The 25,229-nt window shown below is 59.5% G+C and carries 25 protein-coding genes and 1 pseudogene; 18 read left to right on the top strand and 8 right to left on the bottom strand.

The window, feature by feature from the left end; genetic code table 11:
• The 3 genes from M6G53_RS23595 to rpiB all read right to left on the bottom strand — a co-directional run.
• Positions 1–144, bottom strand: a 144-nt coding sequence (locus tag M6G53_RS23595) for a thiamine pyrophosphate-binding protein (RefSeq protein WP_146158885.1), incomplete at its 3' end; no start/stop codon positions are given.
• 18 nt (positions 145–162) lie between these two features.
• Positions 163–1,113 (bottom strand): transaldolase, encoded by a 951-nt coding sequence (gene tal / locus M6G53_RS23590; protein ID WP_253334845.1) that lies wholly within the window; start codon positions 1,111–1,113, stop codon positions 163–165.
• Positions 1,114–1,306: 193 nt separating this feature from the next.
• The gene (gene rpiB, locus M6G53_RS23585; RefSeq protein WP_253334843.1) at positions 1,307–1,765 is read right to left on the bottom strand and encodes a ribose 5-phosphate isomerase B; all 459 of its coding nucleotides are present in this window, start codon (positions 1,763–1,765) and stop codon (positions 1,307–1,309) included.
• 316 nt (positions 1,766–2,081) lie between these two features.
• On the opposite strand from rpiB, the gene M6G53_RS23580 reads away from it, so the two are divergent.
• The 6 genes and pseudogenes from M6G53_RS23580 (at position 2,082) to M6G53_RS23555 (ending at position 7,981) form a co-directional block, all read left to right on the top strand.
• On the top strand, positions 2,082–3,194 hold the full coding sequence (locus M6G53_RS23580) for an MDR/zinc-dependent alcohol dehydrogenase-like family protein (protein WP_301286300.1): 1,113 nt from the start codon (positions 2,082–2,084) through the stop codon (positions 3,192–3,194).
• A 66-nt stretch (positions 3,195–3,260) separates the two neighbouring features.
• Positions 3,261–4,529, top strand: a complete 1,269-nt coding sequence (locus M6G53_RS23575) for an MFS transporter (protein WP_253334842.1) — start codon at positions 3,261–3,263, stop codon at positions 4,527–4,529.
• 35 nt (positions 4,530–4,564) lie between these two features.
• A pseudogene (locus M6G53_RS23570) lies at positions 4,565–5,232 on the top strand (SDR family oxidoreductase).
• 28 nt (positions 5,233–5,260) lie between these two features.
• Complete coding sequence (locus M6G53_RS23565) at positions 5,261–6,262, top strand: dihydroxyacetone kinase subunit DhaK (RefSeq protein ID WP_253334841.1); 1,002 nt, start codon at positions 5,261–5,263, stop codon at positions 6,260–6,262.
• Between the two features lie 3 nt (positions 6,263–6,265).
• Positions 6,266–6,922, top strand: a complete 657-nt coding sequence (gene dhaL / locus M6G53_RS23560) for a dihydroxyacetone kinase subunit DhaL (protein WP_253334839.1) — start codon at positions 6,266–6,268, stop codon at positions 6,920–6,922.
• A gap of 96 nt (positions 6,923–7,018) precedes the next feature.
• Positions 7,019–7,981, top strand: coding sequence for a sugar-binding transcriptional regulator (locus tag M6G53_RS23555; RefSeq protein WP_253334837.1), 963 nt, complete (start codon positions 7,019–7,021; stop codon positions 7,979–7,981).
• Positions 7,982–8,050: 69 nt separating this feature from the next.
• Here M6G53_RS23555 and cbp21 read toward each other — a convergent pair whose 3' ends face one another.
• Positions 8,051–8,644 carry a chitin-binding protein/chitosanase CBP21 gene (gene cbp21 / locus M6G53_RS23550; protein ID WP_253334835.1) on the bottom strand — a complete coding sequence of 198 codons (594 nt, stop codon included), beginning with the start codon at positions 8,642–8,644 and terminating at the stop codon, positions 8,051–8,053.
• Positions 8,645–9,048: 404 nt separating this feature from the next.
• Between cbp21 and M6G53_RS23545 the strand changes: the two genes are divergently transcribed.
• Entirely contained in the window at positions 9,049–9,990 is a 942-nt protein-coding gene (locus M6G53_RS23545; protein ID WP_038881234.1) for a LysR family transcriptional regulator, read from the top strand.
• An 85-nt stretch (positions 9,991–10,075) separates the two neighbouring features.
• Here M6G53_RS23545 and chiB read toward each other — a convergent pair whose 3' ends face one another.
• Positions 10,076–11,575, bottom strand: a complete 1,500-nt coding sequence (gene chiB, locus M6G53_RS23540; RefSeq protein ID WP_253334831.1) for a chitinase ChiB — start codon at positions 11,573–11,575, stop codon at positions 10,076–10,078.
• A 293-nt stretch (positions 11,576–11,868) separates the two neighbouring features.
• On the opposite strand from chiB, the gene M6G53_RS23535 reads away from it, so the two are divergent.
• The 7 genes from M6G53_RS23535 to M6G53_RS23505 all read left to right on the top strand — a co-directional run bounded on the left by M6G53_RS23535 (position 11,869) and on the right by M6G53_RS23505 (position 16,206).
• Positions 11,869–12,195 carry a phage holin, lambda family gene (locus M6G53_RS23535; RefSeq protein WP_004936551.1) on the top strand — a complete coding sequence of 109 codons (327 nt, stop codon included), beginning with the start codon at positions 11,869–11,871 and terminating at the stop codon, positions 12,193–12,195.
• Between the two features lie 10 nt (positions 12,196–12,205).
• The gene (gene chiX / locus M6G53_RS23530) at positions 12,206–12,586 is read left to right on the top strand and encodes an L-Ala D-Glu endopeptidase ChiX (protein WP_473589357.1); all 381 of its coding nucleotides are present in this window, start codon (positions 12,206–12,208) and stop codon (positions 12,584–12,586) included.
• A complete protein-coding gene (locus M6G53_RS23525; RefSeq protein WP_253334827.1) occupies positions 12,583–12,963 on the top strand; it encodes a DUF2570 family protein in 381 nt (126 codons plus the stop codon). Before chiX ends, M6G53_RS23525 begins: the two co-directional genes overlap by 4 nt.
• A complete protein-coding gene (gene lysC / locus M6G53_RS23520; RefSeq protein WP_253334825.1) occupies positions 12,944–13,117 on the top strand; it encodes an Rz1-like lysis system protein LysC in 174 nt (57 codons plus the stop codon). Before M6G53_RS23525 ends, lysC begins: the two co-directional genes overlap by 20 nt.
• 212 nt (positions 13,118–13,329) lie before the next feature.
• Positions 13,330–15,609, top strand: a complete 2,280-nt coding sequence (gene maeB, locus M6G53_RS23515) for an NADP-dependent oxaloacetate-decarboxylating malate dehydrogenase (protein ID WP_253334823.1) — start codon at positions 13,330–13,332, stop codon at positions 15,607–15,609.
• Between the two features lie 109 nt (positions 15,610–15,718).
• A complete protein-coding gene (locus tag M6G53_RS23510) occupies positions 15,719–15,928 on the top strand; it encodes a type II toxin-antitoxin system Phd/YefM family antitoxin (RefSeq protein WP_004936539.1) in 210 nt (69 codons plus the stop codon).
• Positions 15,925–16,206: a type II toxin-antitoxin system death-on-curing family toxin gene (locus M6G53_RS23505; protein WP_253334820.1), complete on the top strand. Its 282-nt coding sequence runs from the start codon at positions 15,925–15,927 to the stop codon at positions 16,204–16,206. The genes M6G53_RS23510 and M6G53_RS23505 overlap by 4 nt, the downstream gene beginning before the upstream one ends.
• 73 nt (positions 16,207–16,279) lie before the next feature.
• On the opposite strand, the gene mmuM is transcribed toward M6G53_RS23505, so the two are convergent.
• Positions 16,280–17,218 (bottom strand): homocysteine S-methyltransferase, encoded by a 939-nt coding sequence (gene mmuM, locus M6G53_RS23500; protein ID WP_253334818.1) that lies wholly within the window; start codon positions 17,216–17,218, stop codon positions 16,280–16,282.
• Entirely contained in the window at positions 17,208–18,617 is a 1,410-nt protein-coding gene (gene mmuP / locus M6G53_RS23495; RefSeq protein ID WP_253334816.1) for an S-methylmethionine permease, read from the bottom strand. Before mmuP ends, mmuM begins: the two co-directional genes overlap by 11 nt.
• A 177-nt stretch (positions 18,618–18,794) precedes the next feature.
• On the opposite strand from mmuP, the gene M6G53_RS23490 reads away from it, so the two are divergent.
• The 4 genes from M6G53_RS23490 (at position 18,795) to M6G53_RS23475 (ending at position 25,078) form a co-directional block, all read left to right on the top strand.
• Positions 18,795–19,634, top strand: coding sequence for a ChaN family lipoprotein (locus tag M6G53_RS23490; RefSeq protein WP_253334849.1), 840 nt, complete (start codon positions 18,795–18,797; stop codon positions 19,632–19,634).
• A 102-nt stretch (positions 19,635–19,736) separates the two neighbouring features.
• Positions 19,737–20,534: an energy transducer TonB family protein gene (locus M6G53_RS23485; RefSeq protein ID WP_253334815.1), complete on the top strand. Its 798-nt coding sequence runs from the start codon at positions 19,737–19,739 to the stop codon at positions 20,532–20,534.
• A 54-nt stretch (positions 20,535–20,588) separates the two neighbouring features.
• Complete coding sequence (locus M6G53_RS23480; protein ID WP_253334813.1) at positions 20,589–22,715, top strand: S9 family peptidase; 2,127 nt, start codon at positions 20,589–20,591, stop codon at positions 22,713–22,715.
• A 122-nt stretch (positions 22,716–22,837) separates the two neighbouring features.
• A complete protein-coding gene (locus M6G53_RS23475) occupies positions 22,838–25,078 on the top strand; it encodes a TonB-dependent receptor domain-containing protein (RefSeq protein ID WP_253334812.1) in 2,241 nt (746 codons plus the stop codon).
• A gap of 58 nt (positions 25,079–25,136) precedes the next feature.
• Here M6G53_RS23475 and M6G53_RS23470 read toward each other — a convergent pair.
• Positions 25,137–25,229, bottom strand: a 93-nt coding sequence (locus M6G53_RS23470; RefSeq protein ID WP_253333459.1) for an IS3 family transposase, incomplete at its 5' end; no start/stop codon positions are given.

The following is a 25,229-nucleotide window of genomic DNA, read 5'->3' as shown; positions in this document are numbered from 1 at the left end:
GTTGTGGTTGAGGTAGTCACGCCACAGGACTTCGGCGATGTCCGCCATGCCCATAGGGGCACCCGGGTGGCCGGAATTGGCTTTTTGTACGGCGTCCATGCTGAGTGCGCGGATGGCGTTGGCAAGCGCTTTACGAGAAGACATAACGAAACTCCAGTACGGTTACAGTTGAGCGGCCAGCATGTCTTCCAGCTTCTGCTGGTCGACGGCGAACAGGCGAATGCCTTCGGCGAGTTTCTCCACCGCCATGGCGTCCTGGTTGTGCAGCCAGCGGAACTCCGCTTCGGCCAGCGGGGCAGGTTGGTGGAAGCCTTCGGTAGACGGGGTCAGCTTGCGCTCGACCGGCTGGTCGCTGTTTTTCAGCTGTTCCAGCAGGTTCGGCGCGATGGTCAGGCGATCGCAGCCGGCCAGCGCCAGGATCTGCTCAACCTTACGGAAGCTGGCGCCCATGATCACCGTCTGGTAACGATGACGCTTGTAGTATTCGTAGATGGTGCGCACCGATTTGACGCCTGGATCCCGATCGGCGTCGTAGTCGGCGGCAGGCTGTTTGGCCTGGTACCAGTCATAGATGCGGCCGACGAACGGCGAGATCAGATATACGCCGGCTTCGGCGCAGGCACGGGCCTGGGCAAAGGAGAACAGCAGCGTCAGGTTGGTGTTGATGCCTTCTTTTTCCAGCTCTTCGGCGGCTTTGATGCCTTCCCAGGTGGAAGCCAGCTTGATCAGGATGCGCGATTTGTCGATGCCCTGTTCTTGATACATGGCGATCAGCTTGCGCGCTTTGGCGACGCACATGCCGCGATTGAACGACAGGCGAGCGTCCACTTCGGTGGAGATGCGGCCCGGCACGCTTTTCAGGATCTCGACGCCGATATTGACCGCCAGTTTATCGCTGGCGTTGATCAGCTGAGTTTCCTTGCTGCCGCCCTGGCGACGGGCATATTCCAGCGCTTCGGCGATCAGCGCCTTGTACTGCGGCAGTGCGGCGGCTTTCAGGATCAGCGAAGGGTTGGTGGTGGCGTCCTGGGGTTCGAACTGGCGGATGGATTCGATATCGCCGCTGTCGGCGACCACCGTGGTCAGCTGCTTGAGTGCGTCTAATTGATTCATTAATAAGCTCCTTGACCAAGCTCAACGTAGGGAAATGAGAACCTTTTTCATCATAGGGGGAACACACTGCATCATCGGGTTGGGAATGAAAATGCGCTTTTTCTGATTGTTGCGATGGATAATAACAATGAATGCCGAATAAACCCAGGCGGGGCGCGGCTTGCGCGCGACCGCCATCGAGACGGCGGACGGTTTAACGCCGTCTGACCGCGTTTTCGTAATAGCCGATTCGCTCGACTTTCGGTGCCGATCCTCCCCCTTCAAACTCCGATTCCAGCCAGGCATCGACGATAGCTTTCGCCAGCTCGGCACCGATAACCCGCGCGCCCAGCGTGATGATCTGAGCGTCATTGCTTTTGCGCGCCCGTTGGGCGGAGTAGGTATCGTGACATTGCGCCGCGCGAATGCCGGGCACTTTATTGGCCACGATGCTCATGCCAATGCCGGTGCCGCACAGCAGGATCCCCCGCCGGTGTTTTTCAACCCGTATCGCCTGCGCGACGCGATAGGCGATATCGGGATAGATCCCCGCTTCTGCGGCGCGATCCGTCGTGTAGTCAATGACGGGGATGTCTCGTTGTTGCAGGTGGGCGACGATCAGATCCTTCAGTTCAATGGCGGCATCATCGGCGCCGATGGCGATAGGCAGCATAGCGGTCTCCTGGTTGGTAACGAAAAGGGCAGCGATCCTCGGTGGCGCCACGTTCATTACCGTATCCCTGTTTATTCAAATGTTCAATTGATGTTCTTTTGTTTTTTGCCGTATTTTTTATCCATCATTGTAAAAGGTGACTTAAGTCACTAAAAAAGGGGCTTTAATCGTTGCATATCCTCATTTAGACGTGTTTTTGAGCGATATCACACTTTGATAAGTTCTCTGTGGGCAAATCTAACGCTTGGGGTTAGTGTTCATTTGTTCTTTGTTTGTATTAATGATCAAAAAAGTAACCCTACCAGAGGAGAGTGCTATGTGTCAGACCTGCATAACAGAGGCGAAAATGGCGGACGGTATCCCCGAGATCATGAAAGCGGTCGTAGCCTACGCCCCAAAAGATTACCGCCTGGAACAGGTGCCGGTACCGAAGATCGGTCCGAAAGAGATCCTGGTGAAGATCGAGGCCTGCGGCATCTGCGCCGGCGATGTCAAAGCGTTCGAGGGGGCCCCCAGCTTCTGGGGCGATGAAAAACAACCGGCGTACATCAAGGCGCCGATGATCCCCGGCCATGAATTTATCGGCCATGTCGTGGGGTACGGTGAAGGCGTCGAGGGCTTCAATCTCGGCGATCGCGTGATATCAGAACAGATCGTTCCCTGCTGGCAATGCCGCTTCTGCAACCGCGGTCAGTATTGGATGTGCGAAAAGCATGACTTGTACGGTTTCCAGAAAAACGTCAATGGCGGCATGGCCGAGTACATGAAGTTCACCAAAGAGGCGATTAACTATCACGTGCCGGCCGATCTGCCGATCGAAAAAGCCATCCTCATCGAACCTTACGCCTGTTCCTTCCATGCGGTGCAACGCGCCAATATCAAACTGGGGGACGTCGTGGTGCTGGCCGGGGCCGGCACCCTGGGGTTGGGCATGATCGGTGCCATCAAGAAATCCGGGCCCTCGAAGCTGGTGGTGCTGGATCTGTCCGACGATCGTTTGGCGTTGGCGAAGCGCTTCGGCGCGGATGTGACGCTGAATCCAACCCGTGACGACGTGCCCGCCGCAGTTAAAGCAATGACCGACGGCTATGGCTGCGACATCTACATCGAGGCGACCGGTGCACAAAAGTCCGTGGAACAGGGCCTGACGCTGATCCGCAAGCTCGGCACCTTCGTCGAATTTTCCGTGTTCAAAGATTCGGTGACCGTTGACTGGAGCATCATCAGCGACCGCAAGGAACTGGACGTGCTCGGTTCGCACCTCGGCCCTTATTGCTATCCGCTGGTGATCGAAGGCATCGCCAATGGCGATCTGCCGACCGAAGGCGTGGTGACGCATACGCTGCCGCTGGAACAGTTCGCCGAAGGTTTCGAGCTGATGAAGCGTGGCGTCGGTTCGATCAAAGTGGTGCTTAATCCAAACCTCTGAAGCCTGCGTCGTTCCTCGGGTGCGGGCGAGCCTGCACCTCCATAATCACATGTGCTGGGGTGTTCTATGTTGCATGGACTGATTCATCGCATTGGTCTGTCACCGAAACTGCTGCTGGGCTATGCCGGCGTGTTGGTGTTCATGATGGGCGAAGGGCTGGAACAGGGCTGGTTGTCGCCTTATTTGATCGGCAAGGGTCTGAGCATTCAGGAATCGGCGCTGTTGTTCAGCGTTTATGGTTTTGCTGCCGCGATCGCCGCCTGGTTTTCCGGCGTGTTGGCGGAAATCTTTACCGCGCGGCGAGTGATGTTGGCCGGCCTGTTGCTGTTCTTGTTCGGTTCGGTGTGTTTTTTGACGTTCGGCCTGCCGAGCAACAACCTGTCGATCATGGTGCCAACTTATGCGCTGCGTGGCTTGGGCTATCCGTTGTTTGCCTACGGTTTTCTGGTGTGGGTGGCGTATGAGGCGCCGCCGGAAAGGTTGGGTTCGGCGGTGGGGATTTTCTGGTTCGTCTACAGCGGCGGGCTCAGTGTGTTGGGCGTGCTGTATTCAAGCATCATGCTGCCTTATCTCGGCGAGATCCACACGCTGTGGAGCGCGCTTATTTTCGTCGTGCTGGGCGCGGTGATTGCGCTGATGCTTAATCGCAGCGAAGGCGCTGCGGAGCGCGGCGATCGGGAAAAAGCGTCGCTGGGTTACGTCTTGAAAGGCATCACCATCGCGTTTGAAAACCCGAAGATCGGCCTGGGCGGCATCGTGCGTACCATTAATACTTCTGCGGCTTACGGCTTCGTCGTATTCATGCCCATGTACATGATGGATATGGGGTTCACCCGCACGCATTGGTTGCAGATGTACGCGGCGCTGTGGACGGTCAACATCATTTTCAACCTGATTTTCGGCGTGATCAGCGACGGGCTCGGCTGGCGCAATGTGGTGATGTGGTTTGGCTGCGTCGGCTGTGCCTTGACCACGCTGATGTTCTACTACGTGCCGCAATTCTTCGGCGCCAACTACCTGCTGACCGTTTGCGCCGCCGGGTTGTTCGGCGCCTGCCTGGCGGCGTTTGTGCCGTTGTCGGCCATTATGCCGTCGCTGGCGCCGGACAATAAGGGCGCGGCGATGTCGATTCTCAATCTGGGCGCAGGCCTGAGCACCTTTGTCGGCCCGGCGGTCGTAGGGCTGTTTATCGGCAGTCTTGGCACCGTTGGCGTGATCTGGATCTTTACCGGTTTGTACCTGTTCAGCGGCGTGCTGATGAAATTTGTCACGCTGCCGAAAGAAAGCGCGACGGCGCAGGAAGAACGCGGCGCGAGTTTGGCGAAAATATCCTGACCGCTCGTGAAGTTCACCGTTTTAAGGGGAAATATATGATTAATCATCAAACTACGGCGCCGCGCGAACTCTCGCTGCAGGGCAAAGTGGCGCTGATTACCGGCGGCGCTGCGGGCATCGGTCTCGCTATCGCCGAGCGCTATCTGCAAAACGGCGCGCGCGTGGCGCTGCTCGATCGTGCGCCGCAGGTTGCGGAAGTGGCGCGACAGCTGGACGCCGAGGCGCCGGCATCGTCGCGCTGCATCCGGCGGAGGAACTGCCGGAAGCGGCGTGGGACGCGACTCTGGCGGTCAATCTGAAAGGCGTGTTTCTCACCTGCCAGGCGGTGGGACGCCGTTTCATTCGCCAGCGCGGCGGTAGCATCATCAATCTCGCTTCGCAGGCCGGCGTGGTGGCTTTGCCTAATCACCTGGCCTATTGCGCCAGTAAAGCGGGCGTGCTCGGTCTGACCCAGGTGTTGGCGCTGGAGTGGGGGCCGCACAACGTGCGGGTCAACGCCATTTCACCCACCGTGGTTTTGACGGAGCTGGGCCGTAAGGCCTGGTCAGGCGAGGTGGCGGAACAAATGAAGCAGAAAATCCCGCTGAGGCGCTTCGCCGAGCCGCAAGATATCGCCGCCAGCGCCCTGTTTTTGGCCGGTGACGCAGCGACGATGATCACCGGCGCCAACCTGGTGGTCGATGGCGGTTACACCATTCAATAATTTTTATTCAGGCGACAGAGAGGCCGCGATGAACAGAATCATTAACGATCCCGATCATGTAGTGGAAGACGCTATTCAGGGCTACAGGCTGGCCCACCCGGACTATTACGCCACTACCGATAATGCGCGGGTATTGAAATATCCACCGGCACCGATCGCCGGTAAAGTGGGTATCGTCACCGGCGGCGGTTCCGGTCATGAGCCAGCGTTCCTGGGCTATGTCGGTAAAAATATGCTGGATGCCGTCGCGATTGGCGAAATTTTTTCCTCCCCCACGGCGGGCGCTTTTCTCGACGCCTTCAAGGCGGCGGACAGCGGCGTGGGCGTGGCTTGCCTGTACGGCAATTACGCGGGCGACAACATGAACGTTAAGATGGCGATCAAGAAGGCGACGGCGGCTGGTATACGGGTAAAAACCGTGGTGGCCAACGATGATGTCGCCTCGGCGCCGGCCAGTGAAATCGATAAAAGGCGCGGCGTGGCCGGCGAAATTCTGATGTGGAAAATCGGCGCCGCGGCGGCGGCGAAGGGATACGATCTGGACGGCGTGATCGGTGCGGCGCAAAAGGCCATCGACCATTGCCGTTCGATCGGCGTCGGTCTCAGTTCCTGCACCATTCCCGCGGTCGGCAAACCCAATTTTCATATCGAAGACGGCAAGATGGAGATCGGCATCGGCCATCACGGCGAACCGGGCATTGAGGTGTCGCCGATCCAGTCGGCGTCGGCAATGGCCGGCACCATGCTTGATTTCGTGCTCAATGATATGCCTCTGGAACCAGGCCAGGAGGTGGCGTTGCTGATCTCCGGGCTTGGTGCCACGCCGGTGATGGAGCTGTATATCTATTATGCCGAAATAGAGCGTCGGTTAATGGCGAAGGGCATGCGGGTGCATCGGCGCTACGTCGGCAATTACTTTACGTCGCTGGAAATGATGGGCGTGACGTTGACGCTGATGAAGTTGGATGACGAACTGAAAATGCTGCTGGATATGCCGGCGCAATCCTTAGGTTTAACCCAGGGGGAGTGAACGATGACGGAACAAATTTCAACCCGGTACGGCAGTGAGATCGTGGCGGGGCTGATAGACACCATTGTCAGCAACCGCGAATACCTGAGCGAAATCGACGGCGCCATCGGCGACGGCGACCATGGCATCAATATGTCGAAGGGATTCACGATGTGCGGCGACGCCATTCACGGCCGCGAGCTCACGCTGGCGCAGGCGTTCGATGCTGTTTCGGATGCGTTGATGGAGGGTATTGGCGGCTCGATGGGGCCGCTGTATGGCAGCCTGTTCATGGGCATGGCGGAGAGCGTCCGTGAGCGAAACGAACTGGATAAGCAGGCATTTTTGGCGATGTTGCACGGCGGACTGAGCGAACTGCAGGGCATCAGCAGTGCGGGCGTGGGTGACAAGTGCCTGATGGATACGCTGATACCGGCGGTAGCGGCGTTTGAACTGGCGGCGGGGCGGAGGGACGATTTTGCCGCTGCGCTGGCGCAAATGAGGATCGCCGCAGTGCGCGGAAGGGATTCCACTCGCGAGCTGGTGGCGAAAATCGGCCGCGCCAGTCGTCTGGGCGAGCGCTCGCGCGGCGTGTTGGATGCCGGCGCGGTATCTTGTTGTTTGCTCTTGACCCGATTGGCGGACGAGGTGGAACAACGACTGAATACCGTTGCCGCCTGAACGCGTTATACTAGCGGGCATTCAGCGTTGTCGGAGGGCCGGTTCGCCGGTCTTCCCTCATCATCAACCGGCCTGCCGTGGGGAAACGTCTAACGGATGGAAAAACAAACTGTGTCCCAGGATAACGAACTGCTGACCGAAATCGCCGTTGCTTATTATCAGGATGAGATCACGCAGGAAGAGATCGCCAAGAAGTTCGGCATCTCGCGGATCAAAGTCGGTCGCTTGCTCAAACGCGCCAAGGAAGAAGGCATCGTCGAGATCAACGTGCGTTATCATCCGGTATTCAGTACCCGGCTGGAACAGCAGATGATGGATCGATTTCCCATCAGCCGTGCGCTGATCGCGCTCGATCACCAGGACGAAGAAGAGCAGCGTCGGCAGGTGGCGGCGCTGGTGTCTAACTATCTGGCGACGTCGTTGAAAGACGATATGGTGTTGGCGGTCGGTCAGGGGCGCAACGTGGCGGCGATTGCCGACCACGTCGGCAACGTGACGGAACGCAACTGCAAGTTCATCTGCGGCATCGGCGGCACTCACCGTCCGGGGGATGCGATCAATGCCGACCATATCAGTCGGCGCTTGGCCAAGAAATTCGGTGGTAGCAGCGAGACGCTCTATGCGCCGGCCTACGTCGAAAATCGCGCGCTGAAAGAGGCATTCATGCAGAACGGCACGATTAAGGAAACCCTGGATCGCGCGCGTAAGGCCGATGTGGCGCTGGTCGGCATTGGCGACATGAATGAAAACAGCTATATGGTGAAATTGGGATGGTTCACGCCGCACGAGATTATCGACGCCAGCCTTAATCAGGGCGTGATCGGCGATATCGCCGGCTATGACTTTTTCAATGCTCAGGGGCAGCACGTCGACACGGTGATGAACGACAGAGTGATCGGGCTAAGCATCGATGAGCTGCGCAAAATCCCTTGCGTGATCGCCATTGCTTCTGAGAACACCAAGGCGTTGGCGATTTTGGGCGCTTTGCGGACCGGCGCCATCGACATTATCGCCACCAGCGCGCTCAATGTGCGTACCCTCCTCAATATGTCGCAATAGCGGCACCTGCAAAAAAAAAGAAGGGTTCAGCGCCAGGCTGAACCCTCAAAGATCGCCTCGTTTGGCCGATTATTTGCTCAGGTTGACGTCGATCGCCTGATAGAAGGCGTTGGCGGTGTCGGCTATATCCCACACGGCAAGGATCACGTGCGAACCGCTGCGGTCTGCCGGTATGTTGCACTGGTGGGTGACCTGCGCGGCAGGGATGGCGCCGCCGTCGTTGAACTGGCAGAACGGCGTCAGGTCAAAGGAAGCGCGGGTCAGCGGCTGCGAAGCATCCCAGTTCGGCTTGGTGATGAAATAACGCCAGCTGGTGGTGCTGTGACGCGCGGTCAGTCTCCAGGTGAACGCGTTCGGGCCGGTTTTCAGGTTGAGCTTGTTCCAGCGCGTCGGCGTTTGCTGATCCAGTTCGAAGAAGGTGGACTTGTCGGCGCTGGCGATGTGGCCGTCAGCCGGGCCTGCCTGCGGGAAGCCTTTCAGGCCTTCGACGCTCTGCGGTTCATACTGCACGCTGCCGCACTGCGTATTGAGCTGCAGTTTGCACTGATAGGCGCGGCTGGCCGGCGACTCGACATAACCGTGGGCATTCGCCTGTTGCGAAACGCCGAACATGGCCGCGCTCAGCAGGCCCAGAGAGAGCAGGGTACGGGAAGTTTTGTTCATAAGTCACTCCTGACTGAAATGATGTTGTAAGTTGAGCGTATTTCACCGACAAAATGAGAGGCTAATAACGCAATTAGAAATAACCCTGTTTGTCGGCTTGTTTTATTTTTATCATTCTGGCTGAGCAGCAGGGCGGAATGTTTTAACGGCTATTAACGAAAAATATTATGATGACGAACTTTGATCGTTAGGCTGAATTTATTTAACTGTCACAGTGTAAAAGCACGGCGTTATGATGAATTTTCTGTCAGGCCTTGATGAATAGTATTTAAGATAGCGCTCTCATTTATGAAGTATATTGCTTGTTGCTTTGAGTGCCCTTGTTCGACTTGATCGATTTTTGTGCGCCACCACCTTGGGAATTTAGTGTCATTTTTCTTATTTTATTTTAAAGAGGAATATGTATGACTAGATTATCCCTGGACGCGATTAAAATAATCAGCACCATCAAGAGTACCGGCTCTTTCTCTATGGCGGCGGAGGCCTTGCATAAAACGCCTTCGGCGATCTCTTACCGGGTTTCCAATATTGAGAGCAAACTCTGCGTGAAACTTTTTCATCGCAATGGCCCGATGATTACCCTGACGGATGAAGGGGAATTTTTGCTGCAGGAAGGCAGCTGGATATTGAATGCGGTGCAGGATCTGGAAAGTCGGGTAAGAAACATCCCCAAGCTGGACAATAATATCCGTCTGGCGGTGGATACCTTCTTCCCGCTGGAAACCCTGACGCAGGATATCCGCGACTATATTCAGCATTGCCCGAACGCCAATATCTCGGTGCAGCGGGAAGCGCTGAACGGCACCTGGGATGCGCTGAAGAACAACCGGGCGGATCTGATCATCGCCATCGGCCAAATTCCCGACAGTGTACAGGCCAAAACCCTGATGCTCGGCAAGCTCAACTTCGTGCTGTGCGTGTCGCCTTCGCACCCGTTCGCGGCGCAGAGAAAACCGGTGTGCAAGAAGCAGCGCTTGAACGACATCGTGGTGGTGATCGCCGACAGCAGTCACGAACTGCCCAAACGCAATCACGGCACGCTGCCTTTGCAGCGCCAGCTGGTGGTGTGCGACGTGGAAAGCAACCTGGCGCTGCTCAAGCGCGGCATCGGCCACGCTTTTCTGCCGCCTGCGCTGATCGAAAAGGAATTGGCCAGCGGCGAACTGGTGACGGTGCCGGTGGAGATGCAAAAGGGCGACGAAATGATTTGGCTGGCGTGGCATCCGGCCAGCAAGGGCGCCGGGTTTAGCTGGTGGCATGAGCGGCTGACGCGCAAAAGCGATGTTTACAGCCTGATGGGCCGGGAAGTGGTGCGGGATGGCGGTTATCCTTGGTGCCACAACTGAAGGAATAGAGACGAAGGGACGCGAAAATCAAACGGTTAACTCAATGAAAACCCCGCAGCGTTCGGCTACGGGGTTTTTTTATGGCTTACGCCACGCGGCCTACCTTCAGCCAGGCGCTGTCGGAGCCGGGCGCCGAGGTGATATAGCCCCACTTGGTCTGCCAGACGTAACCCTGATAGGACACCAGCGCGCCCTGCGCGTAAATGGTGCCCGGCACGTAGGCCGGCGCGGTCATGATCGGCAGGTTGCCGGGGCCGACGCCGGTGTAGCGCAGGCCGGTGCCCATATCCAGCTGGCTGTCGTCGTAGTCTGCGGCGTTAAAATAGCGATCCAGCGCGGCCAGCAGGTCGCCGTTGCGGTTGTCTTGCCCCAGGTGCCAGAACATCACGCCGCCCAGCTGCTGCTGCTTGATGTACTTCGCTTTGTATTTGAAGCTTTCGACATCGTCATAGGTGACGAACAGCCCTTTTTGCGCATGATACAGGTAAGGGGTTTTGGTCTTGTCGTTCCACAAGCGCTGATAGCCGTAGTTGCCCAGCAGCATCTGTTCCAGCTGGCGATAGGAGGCGATGCGCGGATCCTTGTCGCGCACGCACTCTTCGCAGCCCACCAGCCAGTAATCGGTGCTTGGATACGGATCTTCGCCCGGCGTGCTGTGGCTGCTGTACTGGCCGCCGTTGCCACCGCTGACGCCCTTGAAGGCACGGCCGTAGAAGGGAACGCCCATCACGATCTTGGCGCTCGGCACGCCTTCCATCATCAGGTGTTGCTGCACCGCGGCGTCGACCGTCAGGCTGAACGGGCTGGGGAAGGCGCGGGTCAGCTCTTCCCAGCTCCAGCCCAGATTGGCTTCGCGCAGCGCATTGTAGAAGGTCGGCCCAGCCGCGTCGCCGAACAGCGCCGCCTGGTGGTTGGTGATCTTCTCCCAGGGGCCGGCCAGATCGTAGGTCATCAGGTTAATGTAATCGAGCGGTGCGACGATCTGCGCCAGCTTGCTGTAATAACGCGACAGGAAGAAGGCGCCGCCGGCGCCGGCGATGGTCAACTGATACGGCAGCGCCTGGCGGCCGTCGGCGACGGTTTGCTGATTCAGCAGGGTGCGGATCTCTTGCAGCGCAGCGATGAAACCATCCACCTCCGACGCCTGCGGGTACTCCCAGTCGATGTCTACGCCGTCGAAGCCGTAATCCTTCATGATGCGCACGCAGGATTGGGCAAACTTGGTGCGCGACGCCGGGGTTTTCACCGCGTTGACGTAGTTGGCGTGCGACACGCCCAGATCGTTGGAGTAGTACCAGCCGCCGATGGAGAACATGATGCGCAGGTTGGGGTTATGCGCCTTGAGCGCGGTCAGGCGATTGACCACATCGCGCGCCTTGGCATCGTTGGTGGCCGGATCCCAGGCGCATTCCAGGCTGCTGTTGATGTCCAGGAACGAGAAGTTGATGTGCGTCAGCTGTCTGGCTTTGGCCGGCGTGATGTTGGAAACCGGGAACGGCACGACGGAGGTATCGGACTCGGTGTAATTATTGATTTGGTTGGTTGGAATAAAATAATACCCAATAACGGCTTTGCGTGTGGACATGGTATTTCTCCAGAGTGGATGCTTTTATGATGGGGAATTATTTCCCGCAGCTATTAATGTTTATTTTTGGTGAAAACAAAAGTCGAAATAAATCACGATAACAATGAATTTTTGTTCACTGCCGCCTGCATTGGCGTTGATGTGTTGTGCCAGCGTTCAGCATGAATGAATTCGACCATAGGGCCTGTATTTATTCATTTGCTTTGTAATAGCATCCTTAACTAGATTCTGATTATCCGATGTCCCACCGGCCGTGATTGGCATTTAATTAAAAATAAAAAAGGAGATGAGCTATGTCCAGCATAGAGCCTGACGCTGTTGGCTTAATAGTCCAGCGAGTATGTGAATATCTTCAGCCGGTATTGAACGCCATTTTGGCCGGCGTAATGGCGCTATTGCACGGCGCCTATCGCAACGTGGGCATTCGGCGCCGTTTATTGAATGCGGCGATGTGTGCGTTATTGGCCTGGACGGTGCGCGATGCGCTGGCGCTGATGGGCCTGGAATTAAAGTGGGCGAATTTAGCCAGCGTGCTGATTGGCTTTATGGGGGCGGATTACATCAACGCCTTAATTAAGAAATTCATTGGCAAAAAAACGGGGTTTAAAAATGTTAAATGACATCGAAGATATTCGTTTTACCGCCCGCAGCGAAGAGAACTTGCGCGGCGTACACCCGGATCTGGTGCGCGTTATTCGTTTGGCGCTGCGTTATTCGCTGGTGCCGTTCTCCGTCAGCGAGGGGCTGCGCAGCATGGCGCGCCAGCGGGAAATGGTGCGCGCCGGCAGCAGCCAGACGCTGCGCAGCCGCCACCTGACCGGCCACGCGGTGGACGTGGTGGCGATGCCGGCCGGGGTGGTCTCCTGGGAGTGGGATTACTACGCGCAGATCGCGGTGGCGGTGCGGCGCGCGGCGCGCGAATGCGGGGTCAACGTCGAATGGGGCGGCGAGTGGAAAACCCTCAAGGATGGCCCGCACTTCCAACTGACGTTTCGGGATTACCCGGCATGAGCGGTTGGTTGCAAAACCTGATGCAGGGCGGGTTGCTGCTGCTGTTGCTGGCGGCCATCTGCCTCGGCGGCTACAGCTCGCTGCTGTCGCACCAGTTGGCGTCCGCGCGGCAACAGGCGGCAGAGCAGCAGAAAAGCCTGGCGCAGCAGGCCGGGCTGATCGCCACCCTGCAGACCCAGGACGCGCAAAACCGTGCGCTGATGGCGGCGCAGCAGCGGCAGGAACGGCAGCTGCGCCAACAACACGAGGCCTATCAGAGGAAATACCGTGAAGCGATTAAAAACGATCCCTGCGCCGCTCAGCCTCTGCCTGGCGCTGTGCTTGAGCTCCTGCGCCCGGCCGCCGGCACCGCAGGCCGTGCCGCTGTTGCCCCCTGAGTCGGTATTCGCGCCCTGCGAGCAACCGCAGCTGCAGGGGGAGACCTGGGGCGATGCGGTAAGCTATACCCTGGCGTTACAAACCTCGTTACACATTTGCGCCGGGCAGGTGGCGACGCTCAACGCCTGGCGCGCCACGCTGCCGTCGCGCTGACGGCGGCGTTTCTCCGGCTCGTCTCGCGATCCTTTTTTTACTTTTAAAACGGTCTTTCGGCCAAGGTTATGGCCCGCTTCAAAGTTTGTGATGTTTCTCTCACTATACTTCAAGGCTGCGCCCTGTCATTGTACTTGGGCGCCACGGCCCACGGCAGGGCGCAGCCTCAAAGCCTTACCTCAACATAAAAGCAAAAAACAAAGGAATCCATAATGGACGAACAGCTCAAACAGAGTGCCCTTGATTTCCATCAGTTTCCTGTCCCAGGGAAGATCCAGGTTTCCCCCACCAAACCGTTGGCGACCCAGCGCGATCTGGCGTTGGCCTATTCGCCGGGCGTCGCCGCGCCTTGCCTCGAGATCGCCGAAGATCCGTTGGCGGCCTACAAATACACCGCGCGCGGCAACCTGGTGGCGGTGATTTCCAACGGCACGGCGGTACTGGGTCTGGGCAATATCGGTGCGTTGGCCGGTAAGCCGGTGATGGAAGGCAAGGGCGTTTTGTTCAAGAAGTTTTCCGGTATCGATGTGTTTGATATCGAAGTGGATGAGCATAACCCTGACAAATTAATCGACATTATCGCCGCGCTGGAACCGACCTTCGGCGGCATCAACCTGGAAGACATCAAGGCGCCGGAGTGTTTCTACATCGAACAGAAACTGCGCGAGCGCATGAAGATCCCGGTGTTCCACGACGACCAGCACGGCACGGCGATCATCACCACTGCGGCGGTGCTCAACGGCCTGCGCGTGGTGAAGAAGAATATCTCCGACGTACGCCTGGTGGTGTCCGGCGCCGGCGCGGCCTCCATCGCCTGCCTGAACCTGCTGGTAGCGCTGGGGCTGCGGCAACAGAATATCACCGTTTGCGATTCCAAGGGCGTCATCTATAAAGGCCGCGACGTCAATATGGAGCAGACCAAAGCCGCCTACGCCATCGAGGATAACGGCCAGCGTACGCTGGGCGACGCCATCCCGAACGCCGACATTTTCCTCGGCTGCTCCGGCCCAGGCGTCCTGACGCAGGATATGGTGAAAACCATGGCGCGCGATCCGCTGATCATGGCGCTGGCCAACCCGGAGCCGGAAATTTTGCCGCCGCTGGCCAAAGCGGTGCGCCCGGACGCCATCATCTGCACCGGCCGCTCTGATTACCCGAACCAGGTGAACAACGTCCTGTGCTTCCCGTTCATCTTCCGCGGCGCGCTGGACGTGGGTGCCACCACCATCAACGAAGAGATGAAGCTGGCCTGCGTGCATGCCATCGCCGATCTGGCGCTGGCGGAGCAGAGCGACGTGGTGGCTTCCGCCTATGACGACCAGGATCTCTCCTTCGGGCCGGAATACATCATTCCGAAACCGTTCGATCCGCGCCTGATCGTCAAGATCGCGCCGGCGGTGGCCAAGGCAGCGATGGATTCTGGCGTGGCGACGCGCCCGATCGAAGACTTCGACGCCTACGTCGAGAAGCTGGCGGAGTTCGTCTACAAAACCAACCTGTTCATGAAGCCGATCTTCTCGCAGGCGCGCAAAGAGGTGAAGCGGGTGGTGCTGGCGGAAGGCGAGGAAGAGCGCGTGCTGCACGCCACGCAGGAGCTGGTGTCGCAGGGGCTGGCCTTCCCGATCCTGGTCGGCCGCCCGAGCGTGATCGAGATGCGCCTGAAAAAGCTGGGCCTGCAGCTGACGCCGGGCAAGGATTTCGAAGTGGTGAACAACGAGTCGGATCCGCGCTTTAACGAATACTGGGGCGAGTACTACCAGATCATGAAGCGTCGCGGCGTCTCGCAGGAACAGGCGCGCCGTGCGGTGATTGGCAACCCGACGTTGATCGCCGCCATCATGCTCCACCGCGGCGAAGCGGATGCGATGATCTGCGGCACCATCGGCAGCTACCACGAGCATTACGACGTGGTGAAGAACGTGTTCGGCTTCCGTGAAGGCGCGCACGTCGCCGGCGCGATGAACGCGCTGCTGCTGCCGAGCGGCAACACCTTTATCGCCGACACCTACGTCAACGACGATCCGACGCCGGAACAGCTGGCGGAGATCACCCTGATGGCGGCGGAAACCGTGCGCCGCTTCGGCATCGAGCCGAAGGTGGCGCTGCTGTCTCACTCCAGCTTCGGCTCTTCCGACTGCCCGGCGGCGCGCAAGATGCGCAAAACGCTGGAGCTGGTGAACGAGCTGGCGCCGGAGCTGGAGATCGACGGCGAAATGCACGGCGACGCCGCGCTGGTGGAAAGCATCCGTCACGATCTGATGCCGGACAGCCCGCTGAAAGGCTCGGCCAACCTGCTGATCATGCCGAACATGGAAGCGGCGCGCATCAGCTACAACCTGCTGCGCGTTTCCTGTTCGGAAGGGGTGACCGTCGGGCCGGTGCTGATGGGGGTCGCCAAGCCGGTGCACATCCTGACGCCGATCGCCTCGGTGCGCCGCATCGTCAACATGGTGGCGCTGGCGGTGGTGGAAGCCCAGACCGAACCGCTGTAAGCCCGGGTTGAGTGACTGGCCCCCTGCGCCGTTGGCGCCGGGGGCTTTTTTATTTCCAGCGGATGTGGTACAAATAATCGCCAAACATGTACATGTACAGGTAAAGAAAATGACTACGATTAGCTACACGGCGGCGAGAAACAATTTGGCCGAGGTGCTTTTGGAAGCGCAAAAACAGCCGGTGGAAGTGACGCGCCGCGGACACGATGAGGTTTACATCATCAGTAAGGCCGACTATGAGGTCTTGGTCAAAGCCAAGGTGAAAGCGCGCATTCAGGCTAAACACGCGGATACGATTAAGGCGCTGGCGAATAGATGATCTTTTTGACCGCAGAGGATATTGCGGAATTCAATGCTGAAATTGTGCCTCACGGCCGCCAGGATGGCAGCAAAGTTGAGGCCGTAGCCAACCGCGTGCTCAATGCTTACCACTACGAGAACGTCACAGACGTTTACCGCTTGGCCGCGCTCTATCTCATCGCCATCAGCCACGGTCACATTTTTCTTGATGGCAACAAACGTACGGCCTTCCAAAGCATGGCGCTATTTCTCGGTATTAATGGCATTGCACTGCGGGAAGACGCAGAACTCGGTTGAAGCAGCTCAAGGCCGCCTCAACATTGAACAAGCCGCTGAACACTTACGCCGGCTAACCGAATAACCCCCCTGCTCATTTCTTACAGCGCGCGGCGATGGTGCGGATATCCTGCGGGGTGGTGCGGCAACAGCCGCCGATCAATTGTGCGCCGAGCGTGCGCCACTCCGTCGCCTGATCCGCCAGGCTGCCGTGCTCACTGCCGCAGGCGTGCCAGGTTTTGCTCACCGCGTCGTAGTGCTCGCCGGAGTTGGGGTAAACCAGCAGCGGTTTGTCGGCCAGCGCGCCCAGTTGGCGCAGCGCCGGGGCGACCTTGTCCAGCGCGATGCAGTTGATGCCGATGGCCAACACCTGCGGGTTGCCGCGCAGCGCGGACAGGACCTCCGTCAGCGGCGTGCCGTCGCTGAGGTGTTGGCTGTCGCGCAGGGTGAAGGCGAACCAGGCGCCGAGCGTCGGGAATTCCTGCAGCAGCGTCAGCAGCGCCTGCAGTTCGGCGAACGACGGCAGCGTTTCGCAGGCCAGCAGATCGACGCCGGCGGCGGCCAGGGCTGCGATGCGCGGGCGGTGGAAGGCAATCATGTCATCCTGCGCCAGCCGGTAGTCGCCGCGGTATTCCGAGCCGTCGGCCAGATAGGCGCCGTACGGGCCCACCGAGCCGGCGATCAGCAGCGGCGCGGCCTGCGGGTGCGCGGCCAGATAATCGCGGCGCGCGCGTTGCGCCAGGTGCACGCTTTTGGCGATCAACGCCAGCGATTGCTCCTGATCCAGGCCGCGGCGCAAGAAGCCCTGCGGCGTGGCCTGATAGCTGGCGGTGATGGCACATTGGGCGCCGGCGTTGAAATAATCGAGATGCACCTGATAGATAAGCTCGGGATTTTCAATCAGCACCTTGGCTGACCACAGCGGATCGGTCAGATCGCAGCCGCGCGCTTCCAGTTCGGTAGCCAGCGCGCCGTCCAGGATCAGCGTGGGGTGTGCGGCCAGCAGGCGTGCGACGGGGTTGTTAACCGACATGTTGTTCTCCCAAAGCGGTTTTTTGCCCGGCGCGCCGGGTCAGGAAATAGATGAGGTAGCACAGGGCGACGAACGGCAGCCCGCAGTAGAGCGCAATGCGCTGCTCCGGATCGAACGCCAGCCCGATGCAGGCCAGCAGGCACAGCGCAAAGCCGAGGATCGGCGTCAGCGGGTAGCCGGGCGCGCGGTATTTCAGGCCGCTTATTGGCTGGCCGCTGCGCAGGTAGGCGCGGCGGAAAGCAAAGTGGGCCGCGCAGATGCTCAGCCACACCGCCACCACCGCAAAACCGGAGATCGCCGACAGGGCGACGAACACCGTGTCCGGCGCGATCACGCTGGTCAGCAGCGCCAGCACGCCGCCGAGCATGCTGAAGGTCAGGGCGTTGATCGGAATGCCGCGCGCATTGACGCGCGCAAAGTAGGCCGGCAGGGTGCGCTGGTGGGCCAGCGACCACAGCATGCGCCCTGCGGCGTACAGGCCGGAGTTGGCCGCCGACAGGATGGCGGTCAGGATCACGAAGTTGAAGATATCGGCGGCGTAAGGCACGCCGATGCGTTCAAACACCAGCACGAACGGGCTTTTGACGATCCCCGCCTGATCCATCGGGATCAACGCTGCCAGCACGAAGACCGTGCCGATAAAGAACAGCATCAGGCGGATCACCGTGGTGCGGATCGCCAGCGGCACGACTTTTTCCGGGTTCTCGGTTTCACCGGCGGCGATGCCGATCAGCTCCGTGCCGGAGAAGGCGAAGTTCACTGCCACCATGGTCATCAGGATCGGCAGCGTACCGTGCGGCAGCCAGCCGGAAGCGGTCAGGTTATGCAGGAACGGCGCCGGCGTGCCGTCTTTCATCGGCAGCAGGCCGAACATGGCGGCGCCGCCCAGAATGATGAAAGCCAGAATGGTCACCACTTTGATCAGCGAAAACCAGAATTCGCTTTCGGCGAAAAAGCGGGTGGTCACCACGTTGAGCAGGAAAATGGCCGCGCAGAAGATCAGGCACCACAGCCATACCGGCGACTGTGGGAACCAGTACTGCATGCAGAATCCGGCGGCGGTCAGGCTGGAGCCGAGCGCCACCGTCCAGGTGAGCCAATACAGCCAGGCGACGGCATAGCCGGTGGCCGGCCCCAGATAGCGCGAAGCATAGACGTGAAAAGCGCCGGTTTCCGGCATCGCCACCGACAGTTCGCCCAGGCACAGCATCACCAGATACACCACCAGCGCGCCGATCAGGTAGGCCAGCAGCGTGCCGAGCGCCCCGGTGGTGGAGATGATGTAGCCGGTGTTGAAAAACAGCCCGGTGCCGATCACGCCGCCCAGCGACAGCATCACCAGGTGCCGGGCCTTCATGCTGCGTTTGAACTGTCCTGCGGCGGGTGCCGATGGTTGCATAATAATCTATCCGTATAGACGTCTAAATATCTGAATGGCTATTGGTTATACCCGCAATGCTTTTTCAACGCAATGCGCCGCCGGCGATCGCCGCGTAAAAAAATCGTTAAGCCGGATCTATATGCAAATGATAATTATTATCTATAATGTCGCCATTTTCGATAATGGGGCAACATGATGAGATACATGATTTTATTGGCGGCGTTGGCGCTCGGTGCCTGTAGCCAAACGCCGGTGAAGGCGCCCACCAACGACGTCGCGAGTTTGGGGAGCATCACCGATCTGCACAGCGGCGCGACCCTGACGCCGGATCAGCTGTTGGTGCGACTGGCGCAGCAGCCGCGGGTGATCGTCGGGGAGAAGCATGACAATCCTTACCACCACAAGATTGAGCAATGGCTGGTAGAGCAGCTGCCGCTGCGGCGGCCGCAGGGCAGCGTACTGATGGAGATGATCAACCCGAACCAACAGGCGCAGGTCGACAAGGTCAAGCAGTGGTTGCAGAGCGATCCCACCGTGCGTGACGGCCGCGTAGCGGAGCTGATCGCCTGGCAGCCGGGCTGGAAGTGGGAGCTGTATGGCGGGGTGACGATGGCGGCGATGCGCGCGCCTTACCCGCTGTGGTCGGCCAACCTGGATCGCAGCGAGATTACGGCATTCTATCAGCAGCCGCAATTCCCGGTGGGGCAGCTATCGGCGCAGCCGGCGGTGCGCAAGGCGCTGGAAGAGACCATCCGCACTTCGCACGGCGGTAAGATTGAGGCCGACCAGCTGCATGCGATGTTGGCGATCCAGCAGCAGCGCGACCGGCGCATGGCGGAACGCCTGCTGGCGGCGCCGACGCCCGCGCTGCTGATCGCCGGCGGCTATCACGCCGCCAAATCGGTGGGGGTGCCGCTGCACGTGCGCGATCTGCAACCGGCGGCGGCACCGACGGTGCTGATGCTGGCGGAGCCGGGCGTACAGGTCGATGCGAACACCGCAGACTACCTGTGGATCACACCATCAGTGAAATGAATACGTTAAGACAGTGAAAAGGGGTGTTAATTATAGTTGCAAATGATTATCATTAGTAAATGTGATCTGCAATCATTCGCAATTAAGCAAGCTAATGCCCCTATGTTAAGTCAGTCTTATCCCCTTCCGGCCTTTGAACTGCCGCAGCCGCGCTGGGCGCGCGGCCTGCTGCTCGCCCTGGCGGCGCACGCAGCGTTGGTGCTGCTGTTTTACTGGCCGCAGACGGCGCTGGAGCCGGTGGTACTGCCACCGCCGGCGGTGATGATGAGCTGGGCGGCGCAGATTGAAGCGCCGGAAAGCAAGCCGCTGCCGCTGGGCGTGCAGCAGGCGGAATCCGCCGCGGCGCAGCCTGCGGAGCAGCAGCAACAGCCGGATCTGCCCAAGCTGGCGCGCGCCGAGAAAGCGAAAATCGTGACGGCGCAGAAGAAGCGCGCCGAACACCGCCCCCCGCAAAAATCGCAGCCGAAGCCGCAGGAACAGGCCAAAGAGACGCGCAATGCCGCCGCGTCCAGCGCCGCCGCGCCGCAGGCGCAGACGCTCTCCCACCAGACCGCCGCACCGATCAACAGCGACGCCAACAGCAACGCGCAGGCCAACCTGTCGTGGGAGAGCCTGGTGAAAGGCAAACTGAACCGCATCAAGGATTACCCTTTGGATGCCCGCAGCCGCCGGCGTAGCGGCATGCCGCAGGTCAGTTTCAGCGTCGACGCGCAGGGGCGGGTCTCGAACGTCATGCTGCAGGTGCGTTCCGGCACCGCGTCGCTGGATCGGGAAGCGGTGGCGGTGGTATCGCGCGCCCAGCCGTTGCCGCCGCCGCCGCCGGAGATGCTGCAGCAGGGGGCCGTCAAGGTGACGATGCCGATCGATTTCAATCTGGCGGAGCTGAATGCCCGCCGTTAATGCCCGCAGGCGCCGCATCGCCGTCGTGCGCCTCTTCAAACTTCGTGAGGGATTATGAATCCGCTGTTATTCACCCCGCGCCGTCGCATCGCGGCCGCGCTCTGGCTCTCTTTAGGCATCGCCGGCGCCGCGCTGGCGCAACCGCAGCCGCCGTTGGCGGAGCGCGCGCCGAAAGCGCTGACGGCGCACGGCGAGACTCGCAGCGACGATTACTACTGGCTGCGCGACGACGGCCGAAAAGAGCCGAAGGTGCTGGACTACCTGAAGGCGGAGAACCGCTACACCGAGCAGATGATGGCGCCGTACCAGAAGCTGCGCGCCACGCTGTATCAGGAGATGCTGGGCCGCATGAACCCTGACGATCGTTCGGTGCCGTATCAGCTCAACGGCTATCGCTATCAGGAAAGCTACGCTGCCGGTAAAGATTTCGCGCTGTATCAGCGCCAGGCGCTCACCGCCGACGCGCCGTGGCAAACCTTGCTGGACGCCAATCAGCGCGCGACCGGCCACGCCTACTATCGCCTGGGGGCGATGGACGTCAGCCAAGACAACCGCCGCCTGGCGGTGGCCGAAGATCTGCAGGGCCGCCGCCAATACCGCATCTCCCTGCGCGAGATAGGCAGCGAACGCTGGGCGCCGGAAACGCTGGAAAACACCTCCGGCAACATGGTGTGGGCCAACGACAACCAAACCCTGTTCTACGTGCGCAACCATCCGCAAACGCTGTTGCCATACCAGGTTTATCGCCATCAGTACGGTACGCCGACGGCGGAAGATGAGCTGGTGTACCAGGAAAACGATTCGGCGTTCTACCTCAGCCTCGGCCGCTCATCCTCGCGTGATTACCTGATGCTGACCATCAGCGGTAACACCACCTCTGAGGTGCGCCTGATCGACGCCAACCAGCCGCAGCGCGAGCCGCAGCTGTTCGCCGCCCGGCAGAACGGCCGCGAGTATTATCTCGATCACTACCGCGGCGAGTTCTACCTGCGCTCCAACCATCAGGATCCGAACTTTGGCCTGTACCGCACGGCGGCGGTGGGCAAACCCTGGCAGACGCTGATCGCGCCGCAGGCGCAGCACGAGGTGGAGAGCTTCAGTCTGTTCCGCGACTGGCTGGTGGTGCAGGAGCGCGCCAACGGGCTGGTGCAGCTGCGGCAAATCAGCTGGGACGGTAAAACCGAGCGCGCCATCCCGTTCGACGACGCCAGCTACATGGCCTGGCTGGGCTATAACCCCGAGCCGGACAGCGATCGCTTGCGCTACGGCTATTCGGCGATGACCACGCCAACCCGCACCTATGAGTGGGATCTGAACAAGGGCGAGCGCACCCTGCTCAAGCAGCAGGAGGTGAAAGGCGTCGATCCGAGCCTGTATCACAGCGAGCGCATCTGGGTCACGGCGCGCGACGGCGTGAAGGTGCCGGTCTCGCTGGTGTACCGCACATCGCTGTTCAAAAACGGGCATAACCCGCTGCTGGTGTACGGCTACGGCGCTTACGGCATGAGCATGGATCCGGCGTTCAGCGCCAACCGCATCAGCCTGCTGGATCGCGGCTTCGTCTATGCGCTGATCCACGTGCGCGGCGGCGGCGAGCTGGGGCAGAGCTGGTACAAGCAGGGCAAGCTGACGCACAAACCGAACAGCTTCAACGACTTCATCGATGCCACCCAGGCGCTGATCAAAGACGGCTACGGCCAACCGGGGCGCATCTACGCCATGGGCGGCAGCGCCGGCGGCTTGCTGATGGGGGCGGTGATCAATCAGGCGCCGCAGCTGTACAACGCGGTGGTGGCGCAGGTGCCGTTCGTCGACGTGGTGACCACCATGCTGGACGACAGCATTCCGCTCACCACCGGGGAATACGAGGAGTGGGGCAACCCGCACCAGCCGGCCGCCTATGCGCTGATGAAGTCCTACAGCCCGTACGACAACGTGCGCAAGCAGCGTTACCCGAACCTGCTGGTTACCAGCGGCTTGTACGACTCGCAGGTGCAGTATTGGGAGCCGGCCAAATGGGTGGCGAAGCTGCGGCGCTTCAAGCAGGGCGATTCGCTGCTGCTGCTCTCCACCGACATGACCGCCGGCCACGGCGGCAAATCGGGCCGCCTGGCGCGGCTGGAAAACGGCGCGCTGGAGTACGCCTTTATTTTGGCGGCGGACCGGCAGGCGCAGAAATAACCTTTAGCGCCGCAGCACGCTGCGGCGCAATAAAACAATAACAACCTTTTACCGCGCGTTTCGGCGGGCTTTTTGCTGGGCATTGTCGGCCATCAAACCTTATTGGCTATTTCTGGGGATATATGAAAATCAAAATGATAGCGAGCCTGATCGGCGCGGGACTGGCGCTGCACGGGCCGGCTGCGGCCGCGCAGGAACAGGCGGAAAATAATAAAGGCAGCGTGGCGTTCAGCCCGCTCAACGTCTCGGCCGCCGACAGCGGCAAAAGCAGCGAAAAAGACGCGTTGGCGAGGCCAGGTGCGTTCAGCTCGCGCGACGAAAACAAGAATCTGGAGTCGGTGGACAGTATTCTGCGCAGTATGCCGGGCACCTATACCCAGATCGATCCCGGCCAGGGCTCGGTCAGCGTCAATATCCGCGGCCTGAGCGGCTTTGGCCGGGTCAACACCATGGTCGATGGCATCACGCAAAACTACTACGGCAACTCGCCGAGCGACGCAGCGCACGGGGGATTGCCCACCAGCCAGTTCGGGGCGCTGATCGATCCTAACTTTATCGTCGGCGTCGACGTGGCGCGCGGCAACGCCACCGGCTCCGCTGGGGTTAACGCCCTGGCGGGCAGCGCCAACTTCCGCACTATCGGCGTGGACGACGTGGTGTTTTCCGATAACCCGTTCGGCGTGCGTACCAAATTCTCGGTGGGCAATAACGGCATCGGCCGCAGCGGCATGATCGCCGTGGGCGCCAAAACCGCCGCCTTTGCCGACGGCGGCAGCCTGGGGGCGATGGCGGCGATCAGCGGCAGCTCCATCACCTCCAACTACAAAAATGGCGCCGGTTTCGACAGCGAGATGTTCAACGTCGATAAAACCTACCGCCAGAACCCGAAATCCCAGTTGTTCAAGGTGGACATCAAGCCGGATGCCTTCAACAGCATCGAACTGTCGGCGCGCAGCTACCAGAATAAAATCACCCGCCGCCACATCGACAGCGACGATTTCTACCTCAAATACCACTACGCGCCGTTCTCCGAGCTGATCGATTTCAACCTGACCGCCAGCACCAGCCGCGGCGAGCAAAAGTTCATGTCCGACAACATGGCGGGGTTCAGCGACAGCACGGCGAAAAACATCTCCGATGCGCTGGATATCAACAACACCAGCCGTTTCAGCCTGCAGGACGTCGATTTCGCCTTCAGCTACGGCGGCAAGCTGGTGCGCAACGAGTATAAGAAAAAGGCCTCCGGTTTGGTGACGGATGACAATCAGGCGGAAAGCATGCCGGTGGGCATTGCCGGCAAACAAGATATCTCCAGCCTGTACAGCGGGTTGCAAGCTAACTACGGCATCTGGCAGGGGAATTTCGATCTGAACTACACCGCCTATCGCCTCTCCGGTTATAAGCCGGCCTGTGACGAGCGCGTAGAGTGTTTCCCGCAGGGCGCCAGCAATATCACCCGCAACGAACACGGCTTCAATCCGTCAGTGATGCTGTCGGCGCAGGTGACGCCGTGGCTGCAGCCGTTCGTCAGCTACAGCAAGTCGATGCGCGGGCCGAATATCCAGGAGGTGTTCTTCGCCAACAGCGAAGGGCAATCGATGAACCCATTCCTCAAGGGAGAAAAAGCGGAGACCTGGCAGGGTGGTTTCAACGCCAACGCTCACGATCTGTTGTTCAAGCAGGACAGTTTCCAGCTGAAAGCGGTCTATTTCGAAACCAGGATCAAAAACTACATTTCCAGCCAATCCTACCTGGTGTGTAAGAATCGCCAGAAGTGCAATCGCTCGCAGGCGACGCAGGAAGAGTGGGATAACGCGGACGCCAACGTCAAAATGACCATGTACAGCAACGCCCCCGAACCGGTCAAAATGCGCGGGGTGGAGCTTGAAGCGCTGTACGACGCCGGTTTCGCCTTCACCAAACTGTCGTTAAGCAAGGAGCATACTTCCCAGCCGACCAACCAGGCCAGCAACGAATTCGGCGCGGGCGATGTCAGCGAACTGCCGGAGTTCTACTTCACGCTGGACAGCGGGGTGCGCCTGTTGGACGAGACGTTGACGCTGGGCGGGGTGGTGAAATACACCGGCAAAGCGGTGCGCCTGTCGCCTAATTCCACTCCCGATGAAAACGAACAGTTGATGAAGGAGCCGGCGCCGCATATTCCGACCATTATCGATCTGTACGGCACCTATCAGGTGAATCGCAATCTGCTGCTGAAGCTCAGCGTGCAAAACCTGATGGACAAAGACTACTCGGACGCGCTGAACAAGATGAACTCACTGCCGTCGCAGTCACAAGATTTCACGCCGACCAACACCGCCCGTGGGCGCACCTATATCTTCGGCGGGGAGGTACGTTTCTAAACCGCAGCAGAGCAGGGCGCAGTCATGAACTGCCCCCCATAAGTTGGACGATGTAAATTCAGGCGGCCTTCGTGGCCTGAGTTCGATACTCTACCGGACTCAGGCCTTTTAGTTTCTCTCTGAGGCGGTCATGGTTGTAGTAATCAATGTA

This window comes from Serratia nevei, from assembly GCF_024160145.1.
GTDB lineage: Bacteria > Pseudomonadota > Gammaproteobacteria > Enterobacterales > Enterobacteriaceae > Serratia > Serratia nevei_A.
This window is presented reverse-complemented; position numbering and strand designations above follow the sequence as displayed.